Annotated in this window: 22 protein-coding genes and 1 riboswitch; of the genes, 2 read left to right on the top strand and 20 right to left on the bottom strand. The window is 71.3% G+C overall.

Going from position 1 to position 23,984, the window contains the following annotated elements; genetic code table 11:
* Positions 1-390: 390 nt before the first annotated feature.
* Entirely contained in the window at positions 391-1,725 is a 1,335-nt protein-coding gene (locus B2W79_RS17465) for a CoA transferase (RefSeq protein WP_292791861.1), read from the top strand.
* A gap of 39 nt (positions 1,726-1,764) precedes the next feature.
* Here B2W79_RS17465 and B2W79_RS17470 read toward each other — a convergent pair whose 3' ends face one another.
* Genes B2W79_RS17470 through B2W79_RS17490 form a run of 5 tightly spaced genes read right to left on the bottom strand, consistent with a single transcriptional unit; the run spans position 1,765 to position 5,381 of the window.
* Positions 1,765-2,577, bottom strand: a complete 813-nt coding sequence (locus B2W79_RS17470) for a DUF4184 family protein (protein ID WP_292791864.1) — start codon at positions 2,575-2,577, stop codon at positions 1,765-1,767.
* A gap of 12 nt (positions 2,578-2,589) precedes the next feature.
* On the bottom strand, positions 2,590-3,891 hold the full coding sequence (tyrS, locus tag B2W79_RS17475) for a tyrosine--tRNA ligase (protein ID WP_143049319.1): 1,302 nt from the start codon (positions 3,889-3,891) through the stop codon (positions 2,590-2,592).
* A gap of 52 nt (positions 3,892-3,943) precedes the next feature.
* Positions 3,944-4,255, bottom strand: coding sequence for a hypothetical protein (locus B2W79_RS17480; RefSeq protein WP_292791869.1), 312 nt, complete (start codon positions 4,253-4,255; stop codon positions 3,944-3,946).
* Entirely contained in the window at positions 4,240-4,740 is a 501-nt protein-coding gene (locus B2W79_RS17485) for a hypothetical protein (protein WP_292791872.1), read from the bottom strand. Before B2W79_RS17485 ends, B2W79_RS17480 begins: the two co-directional genes overlap by 16 nt.
* Positions 4,737-5,381 carry a SatD family protein gene (locus B2W79_RS17490; RefSeq protein ID WP_292791874.1) on the bottom strand — a complete coding sequence of 215 codons (645 nt, stop codon included), beginning with the start codon at positions 5,379-5,381 and terminating at the stop codon, positions 4,737-4,739. The genes B2W79_RS17485 and B2W79_RS17490 overlap by 4 nt, the downstream gene beginning before the upstream one ends.
* Positions 5,382-5,455: 74 nt before the next feature.
* Between B2W79_RS17490 and B2W79_RS17495 the strand changes: the two genes are divergently transcribed.
* On the top strand, positions 5,456-6,025 hold the full coding sequence (locus B2W79_RS17495; protein WP_292791876.1) for a DUF1349 domain-containing protein: 570 nt from the start codon (positions 5,456-5,458) through the stop codon (positions 6,023-6,025).
* A 30-nt stretch (positions 6,026-6,055) separates the two neighbouring features.
* Here the strand turns inward: B2W79_RS17495 and argH are convergent, their stop codons facing one another.
* The 15 genes from argH to B2W79_RS17570 form a co-directional block, all read right to left on the bottom strand.
* Positions 6,056-7,483, bottom strand: a complete 1,428-nt coding sequence (argH, locus tag B2W79_RS17500) for an argininosuccinate lyase (protein ID WP_292791879.1) — start codon at positions 7,481-7,483, stop codon at positions 6,056-6,058.
* Complete coding sequence (gene argF / locus B2W79_RS17505) at positions 7,483-8,412, bottom strand: ornithine carbamoyltransferase (protein ID WP_292791882.1); 930 nt, start codon at positions 8,410-8,412, stop codon at positions 7,483-7,485. The genes argH and argF overlap by 1 nt, the downstream gene beginning before the upstream one ends.
* Positions 8,409-9,614 carry an acetylornithine transaminase gene (locus tag B2W79_RS17510; RefSeq protein ID WP_292791885.1) on the bottom strand — a complete coding sequence of 402 codons (1,206 nt, stop codon included), beginning with the start codon at positions 9,612-9,614 and terminating at the stop codon, positions 8,409-8,411. The genes argF and B2W79_RS17510 overlap by 4 nt, the downstream gene beginning before the upstream one ends.
* Positions 9,611-10,528 carry an acetylglutamate kinase gene (gene argB, locus B2W79_RS17515; RefSeq protein ID WP_292791888.1) on the bottom strand — a complete coding sequence of 306 codons (918 nt, stop codon included), beginning with the start codon at positions 10,526-10,528 and terminating at the stop codon, positions 9,611-9,613. Before argB ends, B2W79_RS17510 begins: the two co-directional genes overlap by 4 nt.
* Positions 10,525-11,682, bottom strand: coding sequence for a bifunctional glutamate N-acetyltransferase/amino-acid acetyltransferase ArgJ (gene argJ, locus B2W79_RS17520; protein WP_292791891.1), 1,158 nt, complete (start codon positions 11,680-11,682; stop codon positions 10,525-10,527). Before argJ ends, argB begins: the two co-directional genes overlap by 4 nt.
* The gene (argC, locus tag B2W79_RS17525; RefSeq protein ID WP_292791894.1) at positions 11,679-12,752 is read right to left on the bottom strand and encodes an N-acetyl-gamma-glutamyl-phosphate reductase; all 1,074 of its coding nucleotides are present in this window, start codon (positions 12,750-12,752) and stop codon (positions 11,679-11,681) included. Before argC ends, argJ begins: the two co-directional genes overlap by 4 nt.
* A gap of 239 nt (positions 12,753-12,991) precedes the next feature.
* Positions 12,992-15,139, bottom strand: a complete 2,148-nt coding sequence (locus tag B2W79_RS17530) for a bifunctional hydroxymethylpyrimidine kinase/phosphomethylpyrimidine kinase (RefSeq protein WP_292791897.1) — start codon at positions 15,137-15,139, stop codon at positions 12,992-12,994.
* Positions 15,136-15,984, bottom strand: a complete 849-nt coding sequence (gene thiM / locus B2W79_RS17535; protein ID WP_292791900.1) for a hydroxyethylthiazole kinase — start codon at positions 15,982-15,984, stop codon at positions 15,136-15,138. The genes B2W79_RS17530 and thiM overlap by 4 nt, the downstream gene beginning before the upstream one ends.
* Positions 15,976-16,069, bottom strand: a riboswitch (TPP riboswitch). It overlaps the preceding gene by 9 nt.
* A gap of 7 nt (positions 16,070-16,076) precedes the next feature.
* Positions 16,077-17,048: an NAD-dependent epimerase/dehydratase family protein gene (locus tag B2W79_RS17540; RefSeq protein WP_292791903.1), complete on the bottom strand. Its 972-nt coding sequence runs from the start codon at positions 17,046-17,048 to the stop codon at positions 16,077-16,079.
* A 220-nt stretch (positions 17,049-17,268) separates the two neighbouring features.
* Positions 17,269-19,773: a phenylalanine--tRNA ligase subunit beta gene (gene pheT, locus B2W79_RS17545; RefSeq protein WP_292791906.1), complete on the bottom strand. Its 2,505-nt coding sequence runs from the start codon at positions 19,771-19,773 to the stop codon at positions 17,269-17,271.
* On the bottom strand, positions 19,773-20,813 hold the full coding sequence (gene pheS / locus B2W79_RS17550) for a phenylalanine--tRNA ligase subunit alpha (protein ID WP_025105270.1): 1,041 nt from the start codon (positions 20,811-20,813) through the stop codon (positions 19,773-19,775). The genes pheT and pheS overlap by 1 nt, the downstream gene beginning before the upstream one ends.
* 49 nt (positions 20,814-20,862) lie before the next feature.
* A complete protein-coding gene (locus B2W79_RS17555) occupies positions 20,863-21,789 on the bottom strand; it encodes an amino acid ABC transporter permease (protein ID WP_071329715.1) in 927 nt (308 codons plus the stop codon).
* Entirely contained in the window at positions 21,786-22,433 is a 648-nt protein-coding gene (locus B2W79_RS17560; RefSeq protein ID WP_071329714.1) for an amino acid ABC transporter permease, read from the bottom strand. The genes B2W79_RS17555 and B2W79_RS17560 overlap by 4 nt, the downstream gene beginning before the upstream one ends.
* Before the next feature lie 84 nt (positions 22,434-22,517).
* Entirely contained in the window at positions 22,518-23,432 is a 915-nt protein-coding gene (locus tag B2W79_RS17565; RefSeq protein ID WP_025105273.1) for a glutamate ABC transporter substrate-binding protein, read from the bottom strand.
* Between the two features lie 46 nt (positions 23,433-23,478).
* A partial coding sequence (locus tag B2W79_RS17570) for an amino acid ABC transporter ATP-binding protein (RefSeq protein WP_292791911.1) occupies positions 23,479-23,984 on the bottom strand: 506 nt, incomplete at its 5' end.

Genomic DNA, 23,984 nt, shown 5'->3' on the forward strand with positions numbered 1-23,984 from the left:
GCTCCCACGACCCAGCCATCACGACCAGGCCCGCAGGGCAACTTCTCTATCTTAGCCATCCCGACCCGCTTGTCAAATCGGCGCGCCGTGCGGATCGTGGATCCGCTGCGCAGCCGGTGACAGCCGCAGAAGGGGTGGATCTCCCATCCTAGGCGCAAGCGCCGGATCTCTCAAGTGAGAGTGGATCGGGAGTGGTTCTCCGCTTGAGGGGGGTGAAGCTCGGGGCTTCTCCGCTTCCCTGTGGGGCGAACAAGTAATAAGTTACGTGGATTCCGGGGGTCTGGCAAATCGGGCGCACCACCCCGGGCGTGTCGCATGTGCCGCTCGACAGGATTCTCCCGGGTCAGCCGTCGTTTCCGCCCGGATCGGTGCCGGAGTAGCATCGCGCCCATGCCCCCGCACGCTTCCTCTCACCCTGCCGACCTGCTGGCCAGTGTCTGGCGGGAGCTGGGCGCGGAGTCCTCATCCGCCCCCGCCCTCGCCGCCCTGCGCACCCTGGATGCCGTGCCGCTCCCGTCCCGCACCGCGACCGCAGAGCTGGCTCTCGCCAGCGTGGCCTCGGTCGTGCTCGCCGCCGGACTCGACCCGGCATCCATCGATCCCCGTCGAGTGGCCGTCGCCTATCGGAGCGACCGGTACCTGCGGGTCGACGGTGCTCCCCCGCCGGTGTGGGCGCCCCTCTCCGGATTCTGGGAAAGCGCAGACGGCTGGATCCGGATGCACGGCAACTACCCGCACCATGCTCGCGCGCTTCGCCGCGCGCTCGGCCTGACCGACACGGCGGGTCCGGAAGCGGTCGCCCGCGGGGTGGCGGCCCTGTCGAGCGAGGCGGCCGTCGACCGGATCTCCGAAGCCGGTGGTCTCGCCGTCACCGTGCGCCGCGAGGACCCGGACGTCGATCTCGCCCTGCGGAGCACTCCCCTCCTCGACGTCACGACCATCGAGCCCGCGGACGGACGGCGGGGCGAGCGACGCAGCCCGTCCCGCGGCGCCTCGGCGCGTATGCCCCTCGCCGGCCTCCGCGTCCTGGACCTCACGCGAGTGATCGCGGGGCCGGTGTGCACACGGACTCTCGCTCTTCTAGGTGCCGACGTGCTGCGTCTCGATCCGCCGCAGCTCCCCGAGCTCCCGTGGCAGCACCTCGACACCGGCCATGGCAAGCGCACGGCTCTTCTCGACGCCCGCTCCCCCGAACTGCAGGCCCTCCTGGAGTCGGCGGATGCGATCGTGCTCGGATATCGTCCCGCTGCTCTGGATCGGCTGGGCCTCTCGCCCGACGCTCTCGTCGAGCAGCACCCTGGTCTCGTCGTCGCACAGCTCAGCGCGTGGGGCACCGATCACCCCGACCGCGCCGGCTTCGACAGCCTCGTCCAGGCGGAGAGCGGAATCGCGATGATCGAGGGCGACGACGGACGGCCGGGCGCCCTCCCCGCCCAGGCGCTGGATCACAGCAGCGGATACCTCCTCGCCGCCGCTCTCACCCGGCTGCTCCGTTCGCGCGACGGGCGCTCGCGTATCGTGCGCACCTCGCTGCGCCGCGTCGCCGCCGAGCTGCTCGGGTTGCCGCGCACGACCGATGTCGTGCGCGCTCCGGAGATCGACGCGTCGGCGCATCTCGCGCGATTCGACGTGGACGGGGTCCCGGTCGTGACGGCGGCACCTGCGCTTCCCGGGCTGACCTTCGACGCCCCGCACGCCTGGGGTTCCGACGCACCGCGCTGGTGAACCGGGGCCCGCGCCGCGGGAGGCATCCGGGATACGGGATCAGCCGGCGGGGCGCGGCCGTCGCACGGCGAGGACCACGCAGAGGACCAGGGTGAGGACGCCCCACACCGCGCAGGCGGGCGGCAGCACGCGGTACGCGAGATGCTGCAGCGTGAAGTCGGCGGAGAGCGGACCGAACGCGAGCAGACCGCCGACCCACGCGACCACGAGGATCACCGGCAGCGAGAGCCACCAGGCGACCCGCACGAACGTCGGAAGGATCCGCGGCGCACCCGCTCGCGGTGTCGCACGCCGCAGCCACAGCGCCGCCCAGATCGCCAGGCCCAGCAGACCGAGGGCGCTGGAGGCATACTGCAGCCACTTGTATCCGTCGAACGGACCCCACGAGTCCGCGAGCGCGGGCACCAGATCGACGCCCCACCGCGACTCGTGCGTGAACGCATCCCAGAGGATGTGCGAGAGCACCCCCAGCATCGCCGAGACCAGGAGGAGGAACGGATACAGCGGTCGCGCGGCACGGTACCGCGAGCGGTCGTCACGGCTCAGGGCTTCGACCGCAGCCCGGACTCCGTTCGCCTCCCACCCGGCGGGCAACCGCACGGTCACCCATCCCGGCAGCAGTTCGAGGGTCGCCGGGCGCAGCAGGACGCGCCACAGCAGGAACAGCGCCAGCGCGAGCAACGACGTCCACACGACATTGACCGGATCGTGCAGGAACCCGTAGTTGAGGCCGACGTTGCGCAGGAACAGCGAGATGTCCGGTGTCATCGCTCCGATCGCGATCGCCGCGGGGACGAGCGGCGTGCGCATGAACGGCAGCGCGACGATCGCGTGACTCGGAGTGAACGGCATGCGCGGCCGGGGTCAGCCGAGGAAGACGCCGGCGAGCGTCTTCTTCCCGCGGCGGAGCACCGAGACGCCGCCGGGAAGCGTACCCTGCACGATCGCGGTGTCGTCCTCCACCCGCTCGCCGTCGAGGGAGACGCCGCCCTGCGCGATGGCGCGACGCGCCTCCGACAGACTCGACACCAGCCCGGTCGCGACGAGCGCGTCGACGACCGGGGTACCGGCGGCGACGGTCGCGTGGGGAAGCTCATCCAGGGCCGTGCGCAGGGTCGCCGCGTCGAGAGCGGTGAGGTCGCCCTGACCGAAGAGAGCCTCGGACGCCGCGATCACCGCCGCCGTCGCCTCCACGCCGTGCACCGTCGCGACGACCTCGAGCGCGAGGCGCTTCTGGGCGGCGCGGCGGAACGGCTCCGTCGCGACGAGCTCGGCGTACTCCTCGATCTCGGCCCTGGTCAGGAACGTGAACACCTTGAGGCGTTCGATCACGTCGGCATCGGCCGTGCTGAGCCAGAACTGGTAGAACGCGTACGGGCTCGTGAGCTCCGCGTCGATCCAGATCGCATTGCCCTCACTCTTGCCGAACTTCGTGCCGTCGCTGTTGGTGATCAACGGCGTGCCGATCGCGTGGACCGACGCCCCTTCGACCCGGTGGATGAGGTCGGTGCCGCTGGTGAGGTTGCCCCACTGGTCGGAGCCACCCGTCTGCAGCACGCAGTCGTACTGGCGGTAGAGCTCGAGGAAGTCGAGCCCCTGCAGGATCTGGTAGCTGAACTCGGTGTAGCTGATGCCGGCGTCGGAGTTCAGGCGCGCGGCCACCGCGTCCTTCTTCAGCATCGTGCCGACGCGGTAGTGCTTGCCGATCTCCCGCAGGAAGTCGATCGCCGAGAGCGGTGCGGTCCAGTCGAGGTTGTTCACCATGCGGGCGGCGTTGTCGCCCTCGAAGCTGAGGTACCGCTCGACCTGGCCGCGCAGACGATCGACCCATTCCGCCACCGTCTCGCGGGTGTTCAGCGTGCGCTCCGCAGTGGGCCGGGGATCGCCGATCAGGCCGGTGGAGCCGCCCACGAGACCGAGCGGCTTGTGCCCGGCGAGCTGAAGACGGCGGAGCAGGAGCAGCTGGACCAGGTGCCCGAGATGCAGACTCGGTGCCGTCGGGTCGAAGCCGCAGTAATACGTGACGGAGTCTCCCGCGAGCAGGGCGCGCAGCGCCTCTTGGTCGGTGGACACGTGGACGAGGCCACGCCACACGATCTCGTCCCACACGTTCTCGAACGTGGGGTCGATCGCCTGCGGCGCGGTCGTCAGAGCGGGAGTTGACACGCGCTCCAGGCTAGCAGCGCGCGACCGTCCCGCTGCGTCGCCGGCAGGGGTGTCAGCTGTGCGCCGCCCACCAGACGAGGAACGCGGCACCGAGACCGATCACCCAGCTCACGAGACTGCCGACGAGGAAGTACTCGGCACGGGCGCCGGTCTCCCCGTCGCGCGAGATCTCCGGGAACCGGACGATGCCCTTGGCGGCGAGCATGGCCGCGAGCACCGGGTACGCCGCGGCGAGCGTGAGGATCATCACGAGCACACGTTCCAGCGGGCCGATGAGTCTCCCGCCCTTGAAGCCGTGGCGCGGATCGGCCGGGGTGACCGCGGACACCGTGGCGGTCTCGCTGGCGTTCACTGCGGCGGACACGCGGTCCGACGACGCGTCGGGAAGAGACTCCGGAGCGAGACCTCCGTCGGGCGCCAGGTGTGCTCGCCGTCGAGAGCAGCGCGGACGACGAGGTTGGCGGATTCGAGCAGGAAGACGCCGGCTCCGAGCGCGAGCACGACGAGGTCGAATGGGACCTCCCCGAAGGGCGAGCGGAGCGTCCAGATCTCACCGATGAGACCGCCGGTGTCGCGGGCTCCGCCCCAGAGCACGGCGCCGATGCTGAGCGCGGCCAACGCGACCGCGGGCCAGAATCCGGCCCTGGACGGCCCCACCTCCGGCATGCTCCAGACCCACAGTGCTCCGACGCCGAGCCCCAGGAGCGCGGGCAGCAGCGCGTCTCCGCCGATGCCGAGGAGGAGGATCACGGCCGCGGCGACGACGTACCCGACCCACCGTCGCGGCACGAACTGCCGGACGAGGTCGGTCGCGCCGACGGCGAGGAGGACGAAGCCCGCGAGGATCATGCGGACTCCCCCCGGAGCGCGGCCACTCCTTCGATGAGCGCGGCGGCTCCGGCGCTCCGCAGCGACTTGGACACGCTGGGCTGCGAGATGCCCTCCTCGGCAGCGAGCTCCTGCTGGGACCGGCCGATCAGCCGCCCGTACGTGAGGTGGCGCTCGCGCTCGCTCATCGCCCCGACGAGCTCGTCGCGCGCGAGCACGTAGGCGTTGGACACGGCGATCACGGTCTCCATGACCTCATCCTGACCCGGGGCTCCGACAATCCAGGTGCGGGTCCTCGGCACGGCGCGCTGTTCCCGTGCATGCACGGTCTCGATCGCCGCGCGGGCCGCGTACCAGCCGGGACCGTCGGCGAGCTCTCCGTGCACGGACGGCACGGGACGGACCTCGCCGATCCCGATGCCGAAGCGGAAGGCGAGCCCCTCGGGGAGCCGGAGCTGGACCATGAGGAGCGAGAGGAGCGCGTCGGGAAGCTCCCGGTAGACGCCCTGCTGCTCGTCCCCTACCGTGGGCGTGAGCGGCTGGACCGCCAGCGGGCGGTCCCGTTCGACCTGAGCGATGGTCTCGTCCAGCGCACGCTGTGCGGCGCTCCGGTCTCCGAGCTCCCGGGAGCCCACGATGTCGGCGATCACGGCGATGACCATGGGATAACCGTAACACGAATATTCGCGAGTTATGCCTTTTATGGCTATAGATAGGAAATATGCTCGATTTACGCATGATCCCCTGGTCCGACGGTACGTGGACCCACGCGCCCGCCACGGCCCGCATCGACGGGCACCTCGACGCCACCGCCGTCGAGGGCAGCGACGCCTGGCGACACACCGCCTACGGCTTCGTCCACGACACCGAGCACGCGCTGCTCGCGCCGCTCGCGGTCGGCGAGGCCATCGAGGTGGCCTTCCGCGCGCCGTGGGAGGGGCAGTTCGACCAGGCGGGACTCTTCGTCCGCGCGGACGACGAGCACTGGATCAAAGCCGGGGTGGAGTTCGCCGACGGGCACCTCGGTCTGGGCGCCGTCGTGACCGCCGGCCGCTCGGACTGGTCGGTCGGCTACGTCGACGACTGGCGCGACAGCGAGATCACGGTCCGGGTCAGCCGCTGGTCGGACGCGATGATCGTGCGCGCCCGCGCGGACGACGGCCCCTGGCGCCTGGTCAGGGTCGCCCCCTTCGACGGCGACGCCGCCGTCTCCGCCGGGCCCTTCCTGGCCGCCCCCACCCGCGCCGGTCTCACCGTGCGCTTCCTCCGATGGGAGCGGTCGGCCGCCGACAGCGACCTGCACTGAGGTCGCACGCCCGGGCCGGCCGCCCCACGGTTACAGACCGAGCGCGTGTGCGGCCGCCTGGGCACGGGCGATGAGCTCGGCGCGCTGCTCGGCGACCCGCTCCGGAGCGGTTCCGCCGACACCCGTGCGCGACGCGACAGAGCCCTCGATCGTGAGCACCTCGCGGACCTCGGGGACGAGGTGCGGCGACACCGACAGCAGCAGCTCGTCGGAGGCGTCCTCCAGCCCGATCCCCTGCTCCTCGCAGGCACGGACGAGCGCGCCGGAGATCTCGTGGGCGTCGCGGAACGGCACGCGCCGCTTCACCAACCACTCGGCGACATCGGTGGCCAGCGAGAACCCCTGGGGGGCGAGCTCGGCCATGCGCTCCGTGTGGAAACGCAGCGTCGCGATCATCCCGGCGAACGCCGGCAGCACGACCTCGAGCGTCTGCACCGAATCGAAGACCGGCTCCTTGTCCTCCTGCAGATCACGGTTGTACGCGAGGGGCAGGCCCTTGAGGGTCGCCAGCAGGCCAGACAGGTTGCCGATGAGACGCCCGGACTTGCCGCGCGCGAGCTCGGCGATGTCCGGATTCTTCTTCTGCGGCATGATGCTGGAACCCGTGGAGAAGCCGTCGTCGAGGGTGACGAAGCCGAACTCGCGGGTGTTCCAGAGGATGATCTCCTCGGACAGGCGGGAGAGGTCGACCCCCGTCATCGCCGCGATGAACGCGAACTCCGCCACGACGTCCCGCGCGGCGGTGCCGTCGAGGGAGTTCTCCGCGGGACGGTCGAGACCCAGTTCGGTCGCGACGAGCGCGGGATCCAGGCCCAGGGTCGACCCCGCGAGCGCTCCCCCGCCGTACGGCGAGACGCCGGCGCGACGACGCCAGTCGACGAGGCGCTCGAGCTCGCGCACCAGCGGCCAGGCGTGGGCCTGGAGGTGATGGGCGAGCAGCACCGGCTGCGCGTGCTGGAGGTGCGTGCGACCGGGCAGGATCGCGTCGGGATGCGCCTCCGCCTGCGCCACGAGGGCATCGATCACACGCAGCAGGTCGCGGGCGATCACCCGGGCGTGGTCGATCAGGTACATCCGCACGAGCGTGGCGATCTGGTCGTTCCGGCTGCGGCCGGCGCGGAGACGTCCGCCCAGCTCCGGTCCCAGCTCGGCGATCAGCGCCTGCTCGAGCGCGCCGTGCACGTCCTCGTCGGTGGGCTGCGGCTGCAGGGTGCCGTCGGCGACCTTGCGCGCCACGGCGTCGAGGCCCTCATGCATCCGGGCGGCCTCATCCGGTTCCAGGTAGCCCGCGGCGGCCAGCGCCGTGGCATGCGCGTGCGAACCGGCGATGTCGTACGGCGCGAGGATCCAGTCGAAGTGCGTCGAGCGGCTCAGCTCGACGAGCTCCGGCGACGGACCGGTGGCGAACCGCGCTCCCCAGAGCGCGCCCTCGTTGGTACCTTCGTGCGAGCCGGCCATCACGCGTCCTTCTTCCCGAGGAGCCAGACCAGCAGGGCTTTCTGGGCGTGCAGGCGGTTCTCCGCCTCGTCCCAGACCACGCTCTGCGGGCCGTCGATGACGGCGGAATCCACCTCGTAGCCGCGATCGGCGGGGAGGCAGTGGATGAAGATCGCGTCGTCGTGCGCGAGCTCCATGGTCTCGGGCGTGACCTTGTAGCCCCCGAGATCGCGGATCCGCGCGAGCTTCTCCTCCTCCTTGCCCATCGAGACCCAGGTGTCGGTGACGACGACGTCAGTGCCTGCGGCCGCCTCGACCGGGTCGGTGAAGAGCGTGATCGATCCCCCGGTCTCCCCGGCGCGACGGTCGGCCGCCTCGATGACGTCGGCGCGCGGTGCGTAGTCCTCCGGCGAGGCGATGCGCACGTGCATGCCGGCCGTGACGCCCGCGAGCGCGTAGGAGTGCGCCATGTTGCTCTGGCCGTCGCCGAAGAACGTCAGCGTGAGGCCCTTCAGGTCGCCCTTGTGCTCACGGATCGTCAGCAGATCGGCGAGGAGCTGGCAGGGGTGGAAGTCGTCGGACAGCGCGTTGATCACGGGGACCCGGGTGCCGGCGGCCATCTCCTCCAGGCCCGACTGCGCGTAGGTGCGCCACACGATCGCCGCGACCTGGCGCTCGAGAACCCGGGCCGTGTCGGACGGCGTCTCCTTCCCGCCGAGCTGGCTGCTCGCCGTGGAGATGATGAGCGGCGTGCCGCCGAGGTCGGCGATCCCCACCGCGAACGAGACGCGCGTCCGGGTGGACGACTTGTCGAAGATCACGGCGACGGTCTGCGGTCCGGCGAGGCTCTTGTCCGCCCAGCGGTCCTTCTTGAGTTCGAGCGCGAGATCGAGGATCTCCGCCTGCTCGGCGGGCGTCAGATCGTCGTCGCGCAGCAGGTGGCGGGTCATGCGGGGACCTTTCCGGTGGCGGAGGAGTGGATGTCGGAGAGTGCGGCTGCGAACAGCTCGCGGAACTCCGCCAGCTCGGCATCGCCGATCGTCAGAGCCGGCGCGACGCGCACGGTCTCGGGGTTGGCGGCGTTGACGATGAGACCGCGGTCCTGGGCGGCGGCGACGACCGCACCCGCCACGGGCTGGGTGAGCGCGACACCGACGAGCAGTCCACGGCCGCGGACCCCGGCGATCAGCGGGGAGTCGATGCCGAGGATGATGTTCCGCAGCTCTTCCCCGCGACGAGCGGCGTTGTCGACGAGGTCGGCACGCTCGATCTCGGCCAGCACCGCGTCCGCCACGGCCGTCGCGAGGGGGTTGCCGCCGAACGTGGAGCCGTGCGAGCCCGGCGTGAACAGGGCACTCGCGGCGCCGTAGGTGACGAGAGCGCCGATCGGGAATCCGCCGCCGATGCCCTTGGCGAGCGTGATCGCATCAGGCGTGATGCCCTCGTGGCTGAATCCGAACCAGGCGCCCGTCCGGCCCGCGCCCGTCTGGATCTCGTCGACGATGAGCAGCGCGCCGTGCGCGAGAGTCAGCGAGCGCGCCGCGGCGAGGTAGCCCTCGGGGAGCTCGACGACGCCGGCCTCACCCTGGATCGGCTCCACGATGACGGCGGCGACACGGTCGTCCATCGCGGCCTCCAGCGCTTCGATCGTGGCCGGGATGTGCTCCACGCCTCCCGGCATCGGCGCGAACGGCGCGCGCATCGACTCCTTGGCGGTGAGGGCGAGCGAGCCCATCGTCCGGCCGTGAAAGCCGTTCTCCAGCGCGAGGATGCGCGGACGCTCCGCCCCGCCATGCAGCCGGGCGAGCTTGAACGCGGCCTCGTTGGCCTCGGCACCGGAGTTCGAGAAGAAGACCCGACCGTCCAGCCCCGCGCCGGCCAGGCGCTTGAGCCGGGCGGCGAGCGCGAGCTGCGGCGGGGTCGCGAAGTAGTTGGAGACGTGCGCGAGGGTGGCGGCCTGCCGCGACACCGCCTCGACGAACACCGGGTGCGCGTGTCCGAGGGAGGTCACGGCGATGCCGGCGAGGAAGTCGAGGTAGCGTCGGTCTTCGGCGTCCCACAGGTACGAGCCCTCACCGCGGGTCAGCAGCGCGAGGCGCTCCCCCGCGTTGAGCACGAGATCACGTGCCGCGTCGTCCTGCCAGACGGTCATGCCGTCGCCCCTTTCTCTGCCAGGACCACTTCGGTCCCGATTCCCTTGCTGGTGAACAGTTCGACGAGCACCGAGTGCGGCACCCGTCCGTCGATGATCGCCGCCGCGTCGACGCCGCCCTCGACCGCATCGAGGCACGCGCGCATCTTCGGGATCATCCCCGACTCCAGCCGCGGCAGCATCTCGACGAGCGCGTCCGAGGTGAGGTGCGACACGAGCGAGTCCCGGTTGGGCCAGTCGGCGTACAGCCCCGGCACATCGGTGAGGATGACGAGCTTGCGCGCCCCGAGGGCCACGGCCAGGGCGGCCGCGGCGGCGTCGGCGTTGACGTTGAGGGACTGCCCCGGGTGGTCGAGGTCGGGCGCGATGCTCGACACGACGGGGATCCGCCCCGCGGCAAGGTGATCGAGCACCGGCGTCGGGTCGACCTGGACCACGTCGCCCACGCGGCCGAGGTCCACCTCCTCGCCGTCGATCATGACACCGCGACGACGCCCGCCGAAGAGCCCGGCGTCCTCGCCGCTGAGCCCGGTGGCGATGGGGCCGTGCGAGTTGATCTTCGACACGAGCTGCGGGTTGACCTGACCCGTGAGCACCATCCGCACGACGCCGATCGCCTCGGTGTTGGTGACGCGGTACCCGCCCTTGAACTCGCTGGGGATCTCCAGCCGCTGCAGCATGTCGGAGATCTGCGGCCCGCCGCCGTGCACGACGACCGGCTGCACGCCGACATAGCGGAGGTACGCGATGTCCTGGGCGAAGGCCTCCTGCAGCTCGTCCGAGACCATGGCGTTCCCGCCGTACTTGACGACGACGATCTGGTCGCGGAACTTCTTCAGCCATGGCAGCGACTCGATGAGCGTTGTCGCCTTCTGCGCCGCGATGTCCGGCGTGGTGTCCTGGATGTCGGTCATGAGGCGTAGGCGCTGTTCTCGTGCACGTAGTCGTGGGTGAGGTCGTTCGTCAGCACCGTGGCGGTGGCCTCTCCGACCTTGAGGTCGATCATCAGGTGCGTGGCGCGCGGCGTCAGATCAACCTCCTCGCGGGGGCGGTCGGGGCCACCGGCGGTGCAGACGCGGACGCCGTTCATCCACACGTCGACGTCGTAGGGGTCGAACTGCGCGGCCGTCGTGCCGATCGCCGCAAGGACGCGGCCCCAGTTCGGGTCGTTGCCGAAGATGGCCGCCTTGAACAGGTTGTTGCGGGCGACCGAGCGGCCGACCTCGACGGCGTCCTGCTCGGAGACGGCGTGCTGCACCTCGATCGTGATGTCGTGGCTCGCCCCCTCCGCGTCACCCTGCAGCTTGACCGCGAGCTCCTGGCAGAGCTCGGTGAGCGCCTCGGCGAAGTCGTCGAGATCGGGGACGACCTCGGAGGCGCCGTTGGCGAGCAGCGTCACCTGGTCGTTGGTCGACATGCAGCCGTCGGAGTCGAGGCGGTCGAACGTGCGTCCCGTCGCCCGGCGCAGGGCCTCATCGGCCTGGAGCGGTTCGAGCACGGCGTCGGTGGTGAGCACCACGAGCATCGTCGCCAGACCGGGGGCGAGCATGCCCGCGCCCTTCGCCATGCCGCCGATCGTCCAGCCGTCACGGGTCACCACAGCGGTCTTCGCGACGGTGTCCGTGGTCATGATGGCGTGCGCGGCACTCTCGCCGCCGTCGGCGCTCAGTTCGGTGATCGCCTGCGCGGTGCCCGCGAGGACCTTCTCGCGGAAGACCTCGTCGCCCGTCCCGATGAGCCCGGTGGAGCAGACGAGAACGTCGCCCGCGCTGATGCCGAGCAGCTCGGCCGCCTTCTCCGCGGTCTGGTGGGTGGTCTGGAACCCGAAGCTGCCGGTGAAGCAGTTCGCCCCGCCCGAGTTGAGGACGACGGCCTCGACCACGCGGTCCGCGACGGCCTGCTGGGACCAGATGATGGGGTTGGCCTTGGCGCGGTTGCTCGTGAAGACCGCGGCGCCGACCTTGCGGGGGCCGCGGTTGACCACGACGGCGACATCGGGCTTGCCGGTCGACTTGAGTCCGGCGGCGACCCCGGCCGCCTCGAATCCTGCGGGGGCGGTGACGCTCACGGGGCGACTCCGTTCACTGAGAGGGCGCGGGTCTCGGGAAGCCCCAGCGCGATGTTCATGGACTGGACGGCAGCTCCGGCGGTGCCCTTGACGAGGTTGTCGACGGCGGTGACCACCGTCACGCGGTTCGCGGCGCGGTCGATCGCGAGGCCCATGAGGGCCGTGTTCGCCCCGAGCACGTCGGCGGTGCGCGGGAAGCTCCCCTCCGGCAGCAGCTGGACGAAGGTCTCGTCGCCGTAGGCGCGCTCCCACGCCTGACGGATCTCGGCGTCGCTCACACCCTCGGCGATCGGCGCCGTGCACGTGGCGAGGATGCCACGCGACATCGGCACGAGGACCGGAGTGAACGAGATCCGGATGTCTTGGGCCCCTGAGTGGGTCCCTGAGCCTGTCGACGGGCGGGCGGCGGCGAGCGCCTGACGGATCTCCGGGATATGGCGGTGCGTGCCGCCGACGGCATAGGGGTTCGCGGAGCCGAGGATCTCGCTGGCGAGGAGGTTCGTCTTCAGGCTCTTGCCGGCCCCGGACGGGCCGACGGCCAGGACGGAGACGATGTCGCCCGGGTCGATCACACCGGCCGCGACACCGGGGGCGAGGCTCAGGCTCACCGTGGAGGCGTTGCACCCGGGCGCGGCGATCCGGGTCGCGCCGCGGAGCACCTCCCGCTGCTTGTCGCCTCCGACGAGGAGCTCGGGCACGCCGTACGTCCACGGCTCGTGGAACGCCCCGCCGTAGAACGCGTCCCACTCCGCGGACGAGGTGAGCCGGTGGTCGGCTCCTGCGTCGATCACCAGCGGGGTGTCGCCGAGGGCGTCCGTGTACTGCCCGGACTGGCCGTGCGGGAGGGCCAGGAACACGATGTCGTGTCCGGCGAGGACCTCCGGCGTGGTGTCCTGCAGCGTGAGGTGGGCGAGCGAGCGGAGGTGCGGCTGGTGGGCGACGAGAGGCTGTCCGGCATTCGAGTGCGCCGTGACGGTGCGGATCTCGACGTCGGGGTGAGCGGCCAGGAGGCGCAGGATCTCGCCGCCTGCGTAGCCGGAGGCGCCGGAGACGGCGACGGAATACGTCATGCTTCTACCTTAACGGTCGGGTCCTCGACGATCTCGGGACCGGGGGCGGGGCCGGAGGCGGCGACACCGGCACTCGACCGCCGCGCGGACGCAGGCAGAAGGGCGGGGTCGCCTAGAATCGGCGGCCGCGACGTCGGCGCACGGCGATGACGCTCGGGACGAGCGTCGAAGGAGCGGTGGCGACCGAAGGCATGCGGCGACGATAGCGCGGGCGCGTTCGGCACCGCAAATCCGGGGCGTCACACGACAGCGCGGGCGACCGGTGCGGCGAAGAAGGCACGTTCGTGGGCGCTCGAGGCGAGGAAGGCGCGCCGCATCCGCTCCCGGCCGGCGTCGTCGGCCCTCGCGGCCGCGGCGGCGACGTGCGCGACGGCCTGCCGGGTGGCCTCCGCGAAGGCGGGATCCGCGTAGGTGGCGAGCCACGACGCGTAGGGATGCCGGGGGTCGCGGGGCGCCGCGCCGAACGCTCCGGCATGGAGCCGCTCCCCCAGGTCGGTGTAGAGCCAGAAGCACGGCAGCACGGCCGCGATCAGTGCGGCGTAGTCGCCGCCGAAGCCGACGGCCCGCAGATGGTCGAGGTAGGCGACCGTCGCCGGCGCGGGGTCCGTCGCGAAGGTGGCGCCACTCACGCCGGTCTCCGGTGTCAGCCACGACGCGTGCAGCTCCAGCTCGCCGCGGATCGCGCCGTGGGCGGCCTCAGCCCAGAACGCCTGCTCGTCGGGGGTCGGGGCGAGGCGCGACGCCTCCGCGAGCACCCGGGCGTACTCGCGGAGGTAGAGGGCGTCCTGCGCGAGGTAGAAGACGAAGGCATCGCGGTCGAGAGTCCCCTCGGCGAGCGCGCGCACGAAGGGCAGCGCATCGATGTCGCGGCGGATCGCGGCGGTCTCCTCCCACCAGGCCGCAGCCACCTCCTCCGGCGTCGGCCGGGTCTCGGCCCCGCCGCGCGCCCAGAGCCCCGCGAGATGATGGATCGGGCCGTGTCCTCGCCCGACGTTCAGGTCGTCCGCCGCGCGGAGGGCCTCCCGCAGCCAGGCGCGCGCGGCGCGGACCGCGGACGCCGGATCGTCGCCCCTCGCCAGTCGTGTGGCCAGAGCCGCGGACAGCGAGCAGCCGGTCCCGTGGGTGTTCTGCGTCATGATGCGTGCCCCGGGGAACTCCGCGTGCTCTCCCGCCGCGGCATCGATCAGGGCGTCCGGCGCCTCGTCCCCCGGCAGGTGACCGCCCTTCACGAGCACCGCGGTCCCCGTGGCCGCCGACAGCTCCTGCGCCGCGGCGAGCGCGTCCGTCCAGTCGGCCACCTCGTGACCGACGAGCACCGCCAGCTCGGCGAGGTTCGGGGTGACCACGGTCGCCAGAGGCAGCAGGTCCCGGAGCTCCCGCTCGGCATCGGCCTGGAGCAGCCGGTCCCCCGAGGTCGCGATCATGACCGGGTCGAGCACGACGATCGGGGGCTGGGTGTCCCGGAGCCACGCGGCGACCGTCCGGATCACGTCGACGTCCGCGAGCATGCCGATCTTCACGGCGTCGATGCGGATGTCGTCGGCGACGGCGTCGAGCTGCGCGCGCAGGAACTCCGCGGGAGGGACGTGCACGGCACGGACGCCGCGCGTGTTCTGGGCGGTCAGGGCCGTGAGGGCGGCCATGCCGTAGCCCCCGTGCGCGGCGATCGCCTTGAGGTCGGCCTGGATGCCTGCGCCGCCGGACGGATCGCTGCCGGCGATGCTGAGCACATGCGGCACCGCCCGTCCGAGCCACCGCCGACGGAAGGCCGCGGCGGCGGCCCGCGGGTCGTCCGCCGCGCACAGCGCCGAGACCACCGCGATCCCGGCGGCACCGGCCGCGCGCAACGCCCCCGTGTCGTCGAGGTCCACCCCGCCGATCGCGACGCACGGCAGCGCACTGCGCGCGGCGAAGGCGGCGAAGCCGGCGATGCCGAGAGGGTCCGGGTGGTCGGGCTTCGTGCGCGTGGGGCGGATCACGCCGACCCCGAGGTAGTCGACCGTCCCCGGCGGCAGCGCGTTCACGGCATCGAGATGGGCAGAGGTGTTCGCGGTGAGCCCGATCAGGGCCTCCGGGCCGAGGAGCTCGCGCGCGCGGAGCACCGAGGCGTCCGCCTGGCCGAGGTGCACCCCGTCCACCCTGGCACCGCGGCGACGGGCCTCGACGGCCGCATCGAGGCGATCGTTCACGACGAGCAGCGCGCGACCGTCGATGGCAGCGGACAGAGCAAGGAGCTGGTCGACGGTCTCCTCGTCCGTCGCCTCCTTGTCGCGGAGCTGCACGATGCGGACCCCACCCGCCACGGCCTCGCGGACCGTCTCGACCACCCCGCGTACGCCGCACAGCGACCGATCGGTGACGAGGTAGAGGGACAGGTCGACGGTCATCGGGCCTCCTCCTCGACGCGGGCGCGGGCACGGAGGTCCCCCGGCGTCACGGCGGACAGGGCGTCGAGCAGTCCGACGGCGAAGCTGCCTGGTCCGCGGGAGGTCTCCGCCGCCTGCTCGGCCGCGACCGTGTAGACGAGGGTGGCCGCGGCTACCGCCGTCAGCGCGTCGGTCCCGGTACCGCGGGCCGCCCCGAGGAAGGCCGCCATCACGGCCCCCAGCGCGCAGCCGCCGCCGGTCACCCGCGTGAGCAGCTCGTGCCCGTTGGCGATGCGGATCACCCGTTCCCCGTCGGTGAGGAGGTCGACCGGACCGGAGACGGCGACCACGGAGCTGTGCCGGTCGGCGAGCTCCCGCGCCGCCGCTGCCGCCGCCTCGGTCCCGTCCGTCGCGTCGACACCCCGGCCGCCGCTGCTGTGTCCGGCCAGCGCGAGGATCTCCGACGCGTTGCCGCGGAGGGCGGTGGGGCGCAGCGCGGCCAGCTCGTGGGCCAAGGCCGTCCGCACCGGGAGGGTGCCGATCGCGACGGGATCGAGCACCCACGGCGTGCCGGCGGCGCGCGCTCCCGCCACGGCCTCCCTGCTCGCCTCCCGCTGCTCCGGGGTCGGCGTGCCGAGATTGATGAGGAGCCCCGAGGCGGCAGCGGCGAACGGCTCGGCCTCGCCGACGATGTCGACCATGGCCGGCGCCGCCCCGAGCGCCAGCAGCACGTTGGCGGTGAACCCCGTCACCACGGCGTTCGTGACGCAGTGCGTCAACGGTGGCGTAGCCCTGACCTCCTCCCGCAGCCTTCCCGCCGTGACGGCGAGGTCGAGGACGGATTGCGGACGCACAGGATCGCTCATGGGCGACATCCCTTCGCTAGTACGAACTAGATCAGGTTCGACGGGTGTGATCTCAGCCGCGGATGCGGCACCCCGTGTCACTGCCTCGCAGTCTAGCGAGCGAGGGCGTCGAGCAACGCCCGCTCCTCCGTCCGTGTGAGCCCGGCGCGGCGCTCCCGGTCCACGCCCCGTTCGCGCTCGTCCGCCACGACGCGTTCCACCGTCTCGTCGAGGGGGCGGAGCGTGCCTCCGCTGCGGCGATACCGCGCGTTCGAGCGGGTCATGAACCCGCGCATCCCGGGTGGCAGCCACAGCGGCAGCGACCGCGGTCCCGCCCAGTAGGCGACGCCTTCCGCGACGAGACGCTCCTCCGTGCCGACGACGAGCGGCCCGGTGTGCCCGGTGGCCGCGCGCACGGTCTGCAGCACGTCATCCAGCTCGCGCACGTCGCCGGTCGCGTTCACGGCACCGGTGACGGTGGCGGACAGGACGAAGGCGGCGACGTCCTCGACATCGATGATCTGCGCCCCGCGCCCGTCGAGCGGCGGGAGCAGAACCGGCTCGTCCAGGGCCCGGAGGAACGCCGCGGCCCAGTAGCCGAAGCGATCGCTGGGGTCGCCGTCGCCGACGATGAGGCCGGGACGGACGAGGAGCGCACGGTCACCGAGGCTCTCCTGCACGGCGTCCTCCGCCGCGGCCTTCTCCCGCGCGTAGTCGTCGTCCTCACCGGCCTGCGCCGCCGGGTGCCGCGGGGCCGACTCGTCGGTCCCGACCGTCTCGTCGTCGTGGTATACCGACATCGACGAGATGTACGTCCACCGGGCGGCACGGTCGCCGAGTGCGCGGACCGCCCCGGAGACGTGATCGACGCGGGAGGAGACGTCGACGACGTGGTCCCAGTCGGTGCGCGAGACGACGTCATAGGCGTCCTCGTCGTCGCGGTCGGCGAGCACGAGGGTCGCTCCCGGTGGCGACGGCCGCCCGCCGCGGGCCAGGCAGGTCACGGTCGCCCCCGCCCCGAGCGCCTGCGCGGCGATGCGCCCCGACAGCCATCCGGTTCCCCCCAGGATCAGCACATCCGTCATGTGCCCATGTCATCAGGATCGACGACTCGGGGGAAGGGTCTCCGTTCAGAGCGGAGCGGCAGGACAGGCCATCACGCGAGCACAGACCCTCACGCGAGCACAGGCCACCCCGCGAACACAGGCCATGACGCGAGCACAGGCCCCCGGCACTGCTGTCACCTGATGCCACGCGAACGCCTGATGCCGCGCGACCTCCCGAGGAACCCGCACGGCATCAGGATCAGTCGCGGAGGGCGGCGCCGAAGCGCTCCGCGGCGACGGCGACGCCCGCCATCTTCGCCTCGGAGGCCTCCGCGGCGGTCAGCGTGCGGTCGTCGGCGCGGAAGCGCAGGGCGAACGTCAGCGACTTCGATCCCTCGGGCACGCCCTCGCCGCGGTAGTCGTCCACGAGCCGGACGGACTCCAGCAGCGCGCCAGCGCCCTCGGCGAGAGCCGCGCGGACCTCGCCCGCCGGCACCTCGGCCGGGAGCGTGAGCGAGACGTCCTGCGTCGCGGCCGGGAACGTGGAGAGCGATGCTGCCACGATGCGTCCTCCGGCGAGCGTGAGCAGCCGGTCGAGGTCCAGCTCCAGCACGGTGGCGCGACCCGGCAGATCGGCCTCCTCGGCGACGGCCGGATGAAGCTCGCCGACGTAGCCGACCTCCTCGCCCCCGGCGACGAGCGCACCGGTGCGTCCGGGGTGGAGTGCGGCGCGCTGTGTCTGCACGACGTCGATCTCGATGCCCGCGGCGGCCCCGATCACGCGGACCGCGTCGAGCGCCTCGACGAGCCCGGCGGCTTCGGCGGCACGACCCGGCTGACGCGGCGACACATTGCCGGTCAGCAGCACCGCGACGTGACGCTCCTGCGGCGGGATGGAGGCGTCGAGCGCGGCGAGCACCTCATCCGAGGGTCGGACACCCAGCGGCGGGACCTCGGCGGTGCCGTACTCCACGCCGGGCTCAGGGACGAACACGGCGCCGGTCTCGAACAGCGCAAGATCCGTGAGCCCGCGCGAGATGTTGCGGTGCGCGGTCTGCAGCAGACCGGGGATGAGCGAGCGCCGCAGGAACGGCACCTGCCCGTCGAGCGGGTTCGCGAGGCGGATGCTGGGCAGGTGCTCGCCGGACGCGGAGCCGTGCAGATCGTTCTGCGCCTCGCTCGTGAACGGGAACGCCGGAGTCTCGACGAACCCCGCGGCCGCGAGAGCGTTCGCCACGCGTCGACGCCCCTGCTGGTGGGCCGTGAGGCCGCGACCGGACGGCGGAGTCGGCAGCACCGCGGGGATGCGGTCGAGCCCGTGGATGCGGGCGACCTCCTCGGCGAGCGTCCACTTGTCGGTGAGGTCGGGGCGCCAGGTCGGCGGGATGACCGTCCAGCCGTTCTCCGCCGCGGTGACCTCCGCGCCGATCGTCGTGAGTGCGCCGGTGATCTCGTCGTCGGTGTAGTCGACGCCGATCAGCCCCTGCACGAAGCCGCGCGGGAGCTCGATCTCGGCGACGAAGACCTCGGCGAAGAGCGCGCCACCTTCCTCCGTGAGCGTGCCACCGGCGAGCTCGACCATGAGGTCGGCTGCGCGCCGGGCCGCGACGAAGGGGATCAGCGGGTCGACGCCCCGCTCGAAGCGCTTGGACGCCTCGCTCGGGAGCTTGTGCCGGCGGGCCGTGCGGGCGATGGTCGTCGCGTCGAAGGTCGCCGCCTCGATGAGCACGTTCCGCGTGGTGTCGCTCATCTCGGTGGTGCCGCCGCCCATGACACCGGCGAGGCCGATGGGACCGGAGTCGTCGGTGATGAGGAGGTCTTCGACGTGCAGCTTCCGCTCCACGCCGTCGAGCGTGGTCATCTTCTCCCCCGGCGTCGCGCGACGGACGGTGATGCCGCCCGTGAGCTTGTCGAGGTCGTAGCCGTGCAGCGGCTGCCCGAGCTCGAGCATGACGTAGTTCGTGATGTCGATGAGCACACCCAGCGGACGCATGCCTGCGAGGCTCAGGCGCGCGATCATCCACGGCGGGGTGGGCCGCGACGGATCGACGTCGCGCACGACCCTGGTGACGAACTCGCTTGCGCCGACCCGGCCGCGCACCGGCGCCTGGTCGTCGACCACGGCCGTGTGTCCGGAACCGGGCTGCAGCTCGGCGAAGTCGCGCTCGGCGGGGTCGCGGAAGGCCGCCCCCGTGGCGTGGGAGTACTCACGGGCGATGCCGCGCACCGAGAAGGCGTAGCCGCGGTCCGGCGTGACGTTGATCTCCACCGCGACGTCGTCGAGGCCCAGCAGCGCGATCGCGTCCGTGCCGACGGGGGCATCGATCCCGAGGTCGCTCAGCACGACGATTCCGTTGTGCTCGTCGCCGAGCCCCAGCTCGCGCGCGGAGGCGATCATGCCGTCGGAGACGTGACCGTAGGTCTTGCGGGCGGCGATGGGGAACGGCCCGGGAAGGACAGCGCCGGGCAGGGTCACGACGACCTTGTCGCCGACGCCGAAGTTGTGCGCGCCGCAGACGATCCCGCGGACGCCGCCGTGCTCGGGACCGACGTCGACCTGGCACCAGTTGATGGTCTTGCCGTTCGACTGGGGCTCCGGCTCGAGCGAGACGACCTGGCCGACCACCACGGGACCCGTGATGTCGAAGCGGTGCACGTCCTCCTCTTCGAAGCCGACGGTCACCAGCGCCGCGAGGACGTCCTCGGGCGTGGCCTCCGCTGCCAGATCGACGTACTCACGCAGCCACGAAAGCGGGACGCGCATCACACCACCATCCCGTACTGCTCGCTGAAACGGACGTCGCCCTCGGCCATGTCGCGCATGTCCTGCACATCGCTGCGGAACATCAGGCCCCGCTCGATGCCCATACCGAACGCGAAGCCGCTGTACACCTCCGGGTCGATCCCGGCCGCGCGCAGCACGTTCGGGTTGACCATGCCGCAGCCGCCCCACTCGATCCAGCGCGCGCCGCCCTTGAAGGTCGGGTGCCACAGGTCGAGCTCGGCGGAGGGCTCGGTGAAGGGGAAGTAGTTCGTGCGGAAGCGGGTCTTGGCCTCCGGGCCGAAGAGCTGCTTCGCGAAGTGGTCGAGCGTGCCCTTGAGGTGCGCCATCGTGATGCCCTTGTCGACGACCAGGCCCTCGAACTGCGTGAAGACCGGGAGGTGCGTGGCGTCGAACTCGTCCGTGCGGTACACGCGGCCCGGGCACAGCACGTAGATGGGGACCTCGCGGTTCAGCATCGACCGCACCTGCACCGGGCTCGTGTGCGTGCGCATGACGAGGTGGCGCGAGGTCGGGTCGACGTAGAAGGTGTCCTGCTCCTGGCGGGCGGGGTGATCGACGTCGAAGTTCAGGGCGTCGAAGTTGAACCACTCGTGCTCGAGCTCCGGCCCCTCTGCGATCTCCCACCCCATGCCGACGAAGATGTCCTCGACGTGGTCCTGCAGGAGAGCGAGCGGGTGCCGGGCGCCGACGCGCGTCCGCGACGGGACGGCGGTGATGTCGACGCGCTCGGCCTCCAGGCGCGCGGCGACCTCGGCGGCGGCCAGCTCGGCCTCCTTCGCCGCGAGCGCCTGGTTCACACGACCGCGGCCCTGGCCGACGAGCTTGCCGAATGCGGCCTTGTTCTCGGGGGCGACCTGGCGCATCGAGGCGTTCAGGACCGCGAGCGGCGATCCCTCCGCGACGTGCGCCGCACGGGCGGCTTTCAGCGCGGCGGTGTCGGCGGCCGCGTCGATCGCCGCGAGGGCGTCGGCGACAGCGGCTTCGACCGCTTCGGGGGTGATTTCCGGAGACTCTGACACGGGAGTCGAGTCTACCGGCGCGGGACGGGCGTCCCGCGCCGGTGGCGGCTCAGAGGCCGGAAGCGCCGGAGCTGTTGGCGTCGAACTTGCCCAGCCCGCGCTGCGCCACGATGAGCGACGTGTTCGTCTCCCCGTCGTGCTGGCGAGGGTCCGCCTCGTCCGGCCCGGCCTTGGCCGAGCGCTTCGCCCGACGCTGCATGCGGTAGGCGATGTAGGAGAGCACCAGACAGACCGCGACGTACATCGAGCCGCCGACGATCGCGGCGGGGATCAGCGGCGACCCGTAGGGCGCCTGGTTGCCGATCTGGTTGATGACGTACAGCAGCTCCTTGTACGTGATGATGAAGCCGAGCGCGGTGTCCTTCAGGGCCACCACGAGCTGCGCGATGATCACGGGCATCATCGCCCGGACGGCCTGCGGGATGAGGATGAAGTACATGACCCCGGTCTTGCGCAGACCGATCGCGTAACCGGCCTCCTTCTGTCCGCGCGGCAGCGACTCGATCCCGGCGCGCAGCACCTCCGCGAGCACCGAGCCGTTGTAGACGATGAGCGCGATGACGACCGCGTAGTACGGGGGCATCCTGATGCCGATCACGGGGAGGCCGTAGTACAGCAGCATCATGAGGATCAGGACGGGGATCGCCCGCATGATCTCGATGATCCACCGCACCGGCTCACGCACCCAGACGTGCTCGGAGAGGCGGCCGATGCCGAGGATGAAACCGAGGACCAGAGAGCCGACACCGGCGACGGCGAACGCGGAGAGCGTGCTGAGCAGCCCCTCCCCGAACCGCACCCAGACCGCCGAGTACGTGAAGATGTTCCACTTCTCCGCGGAGAACTGGCCGGTGGCATACAGGCGCCAGACCACCCAGCCGAGCACGGCGAGCACGACCAGGATCGTGACGGCACCGATGATCCGGTTGCGGGCAACCGCGCGGGGGCCCGGGACGTCGAACAGGACGGAACTCATCGCGCGATCCTCCACTTGTTCTCGAGTACGCGCTGCACCCAGCTCAGGAGCAGCACGAGCACGACGAAGATGACCATGACCCAGAGCAGCACGACGAGGGCGTTCTCGCCCCGCTCGCTGAGTGCCGCCCGGATCGTGCCGAGGTTGACCACCGAGAAGCCGGCGGCCACCGTGGTGTTCTTCATGAGGGCGATCAGCACGCTCATGAGCGGCGGGACCACGGACCGCGTCGCCTGGGGCAGCACGACGAAGCGCATGACCTGGCCGAAGTTGAGGCCGATGGCCCGTGCCGCCTCCGCCTGTCCGACCGGCACCGTGTTGATGCCGGCACGGATCGCCTCCGCGACGTACGTGGCGGTGTAGATGCCGAGCGCGATCGTCGCCAGCAGCAGGGAGTTGACCCGCTCCCCCATCAGGATCGGAAGGCAGAACGCGAAGAAGAACATCACCAGCGTGAGCGGGGTGTTCCGGATCCAGTTCACGTACACGGCGCCGACGCCGCGCGCGATCGGGACCGGGGACACGCGGGCCGCTCCGACGATGAGTCCGAGCACCACGGCGATGAGGCCACCGCCGAGGAACAGCGCGATGGTTCCCCACAGCGCTTCACCCCAGAGGTCGAGGTGGTCAGAGATCACTCCCACTGCTGTGCCTTTCGGTTCGTTTCCGCGTCAGGTCGACGCCGAGGAGGACGGGGGCGGCCGGTCGGACCGGCCGCCCCCGGGAGATCAACCGACCGGGTCGACCTCGGGCTGCTCGGCCTTCACACCGGAGGCGCCGAGATTGTTGTCGAAGATCTGCTGCCAGATGTCGCCACCGTCGGTGAGCTGCGTGTTGAAGTACTCGACGAGCGCGTCGTCGCCCTTCGCCACACCGATGCCGTAGCGCTCCTCGCTGAACGGCTCGCCCACGACCTTGAGGTTGTCGGGGTCCTGCGCGGCGTAGCCGATGAGGATGGCCTCGTCGGTGGTGACCGCGTCGACCTGACCGTTCTTGAGGTCCTCGACGCACTTGGAGTACGTGTCGTACTCCTTCGTCTTCACTTCGGGGTAGTTCTCCTTGATGTTCTGGATCGGCGTCGAACCCGTCGCCGAGCAGACCGTCGTCGAGGAGTCGAGGTCGTCGACGCTCGCGATGTCGCTGTCGGCGGCGACGAGGAGGCCCTGGCCGGTGACGAAGTAGGGACCGGCGAAGGCGATCTGCTCTTTGCGCTTGTCCGTGATGGAGTAGGTGCCGACGTAGTAGTCGATGTCACCGTTGACGATGGCCTGCTCGCGGTTCGCGGAGGCGATCGCCTGGAACTCGATCTTCTCCGGGTCGACGCCGAGGGATGCCGCCATCCAGCGGGCGATGTCGACGTCGAAGCCGGTCCGCTCGCCGGTCACGGGGTCGAGGTAGCCGAGACCGGGCTGGTCCTCCTTGACGCCCACCTTGACGGTGCCCGACGAGGAGATGCGGTCGAACGTGGGGCTCCCCTCGATCGTGACGTCCTCCTCGACGGTCCAGGGCGTGCTGCTCGAGGTGTCGCCCTCGTCGCTCCCCGAGGTGCCGGTGCTCGACGGCGTGCCGCTGTTGCAGGCCGTGAGCGCGAGCAGCGCCACCGTGGCGATCCCGAATCCGGCCAGTGTCCGTGTGCGTCGCATGTGCGTCTCCTTCGTGTGCTGTGCTGTGGGTGCTGGGTCTGGGAAGTCAGTGCGTGAGGAGCTTCGAGAGGAAGTCCTTGGCGCGGTCGCTCTTCGGGTTCGTGAAGAACTCCTCGGGCTTGGCCTCCTCGACGATCCGGCCGTCCGCCATGAAGACGACGCGATCGGCCGCCTTGCGGGCGAAGCCCATTTCGTGGGTGACGACGATCATCGTCATGCCCTCCTGGGCGAGCTCGACCATGACGTCGAGGACCTCGTTGATCATCTCCGGGTCGAGGGCGCTCGTGGGCTCGTCGAAGAGCATCACCTTCGGCTGCATGGCGAGGGCCCGTGCGATCGCGACGCGCTGCTGCTGGCCGCCGGAGAGCTGCGCGGGAAGCTTGTTCGCCTGCTGGGCGACGCCGACGCGCTTGAGGAGCATCATCGCCTCGGCCTCGGCATCGGACTTCTTGAGTCCCCGGACCTTGATCGGGCCGAGCGTCACGTTCTCGAGGATCGTGAGGTGCGCGAAGAGGTTGAAGGACTGGAAGACCATGCCGACGTCGGCGCGCA

This window comes from Microbacterium sp. UBA7513 (assembly GCF_002478345.1).
Classification (GTDB): Bacteria; Actinomycetota; Actinomycetes; order Actinomycetales; family Microbacteriaceae; genus Microbacterium.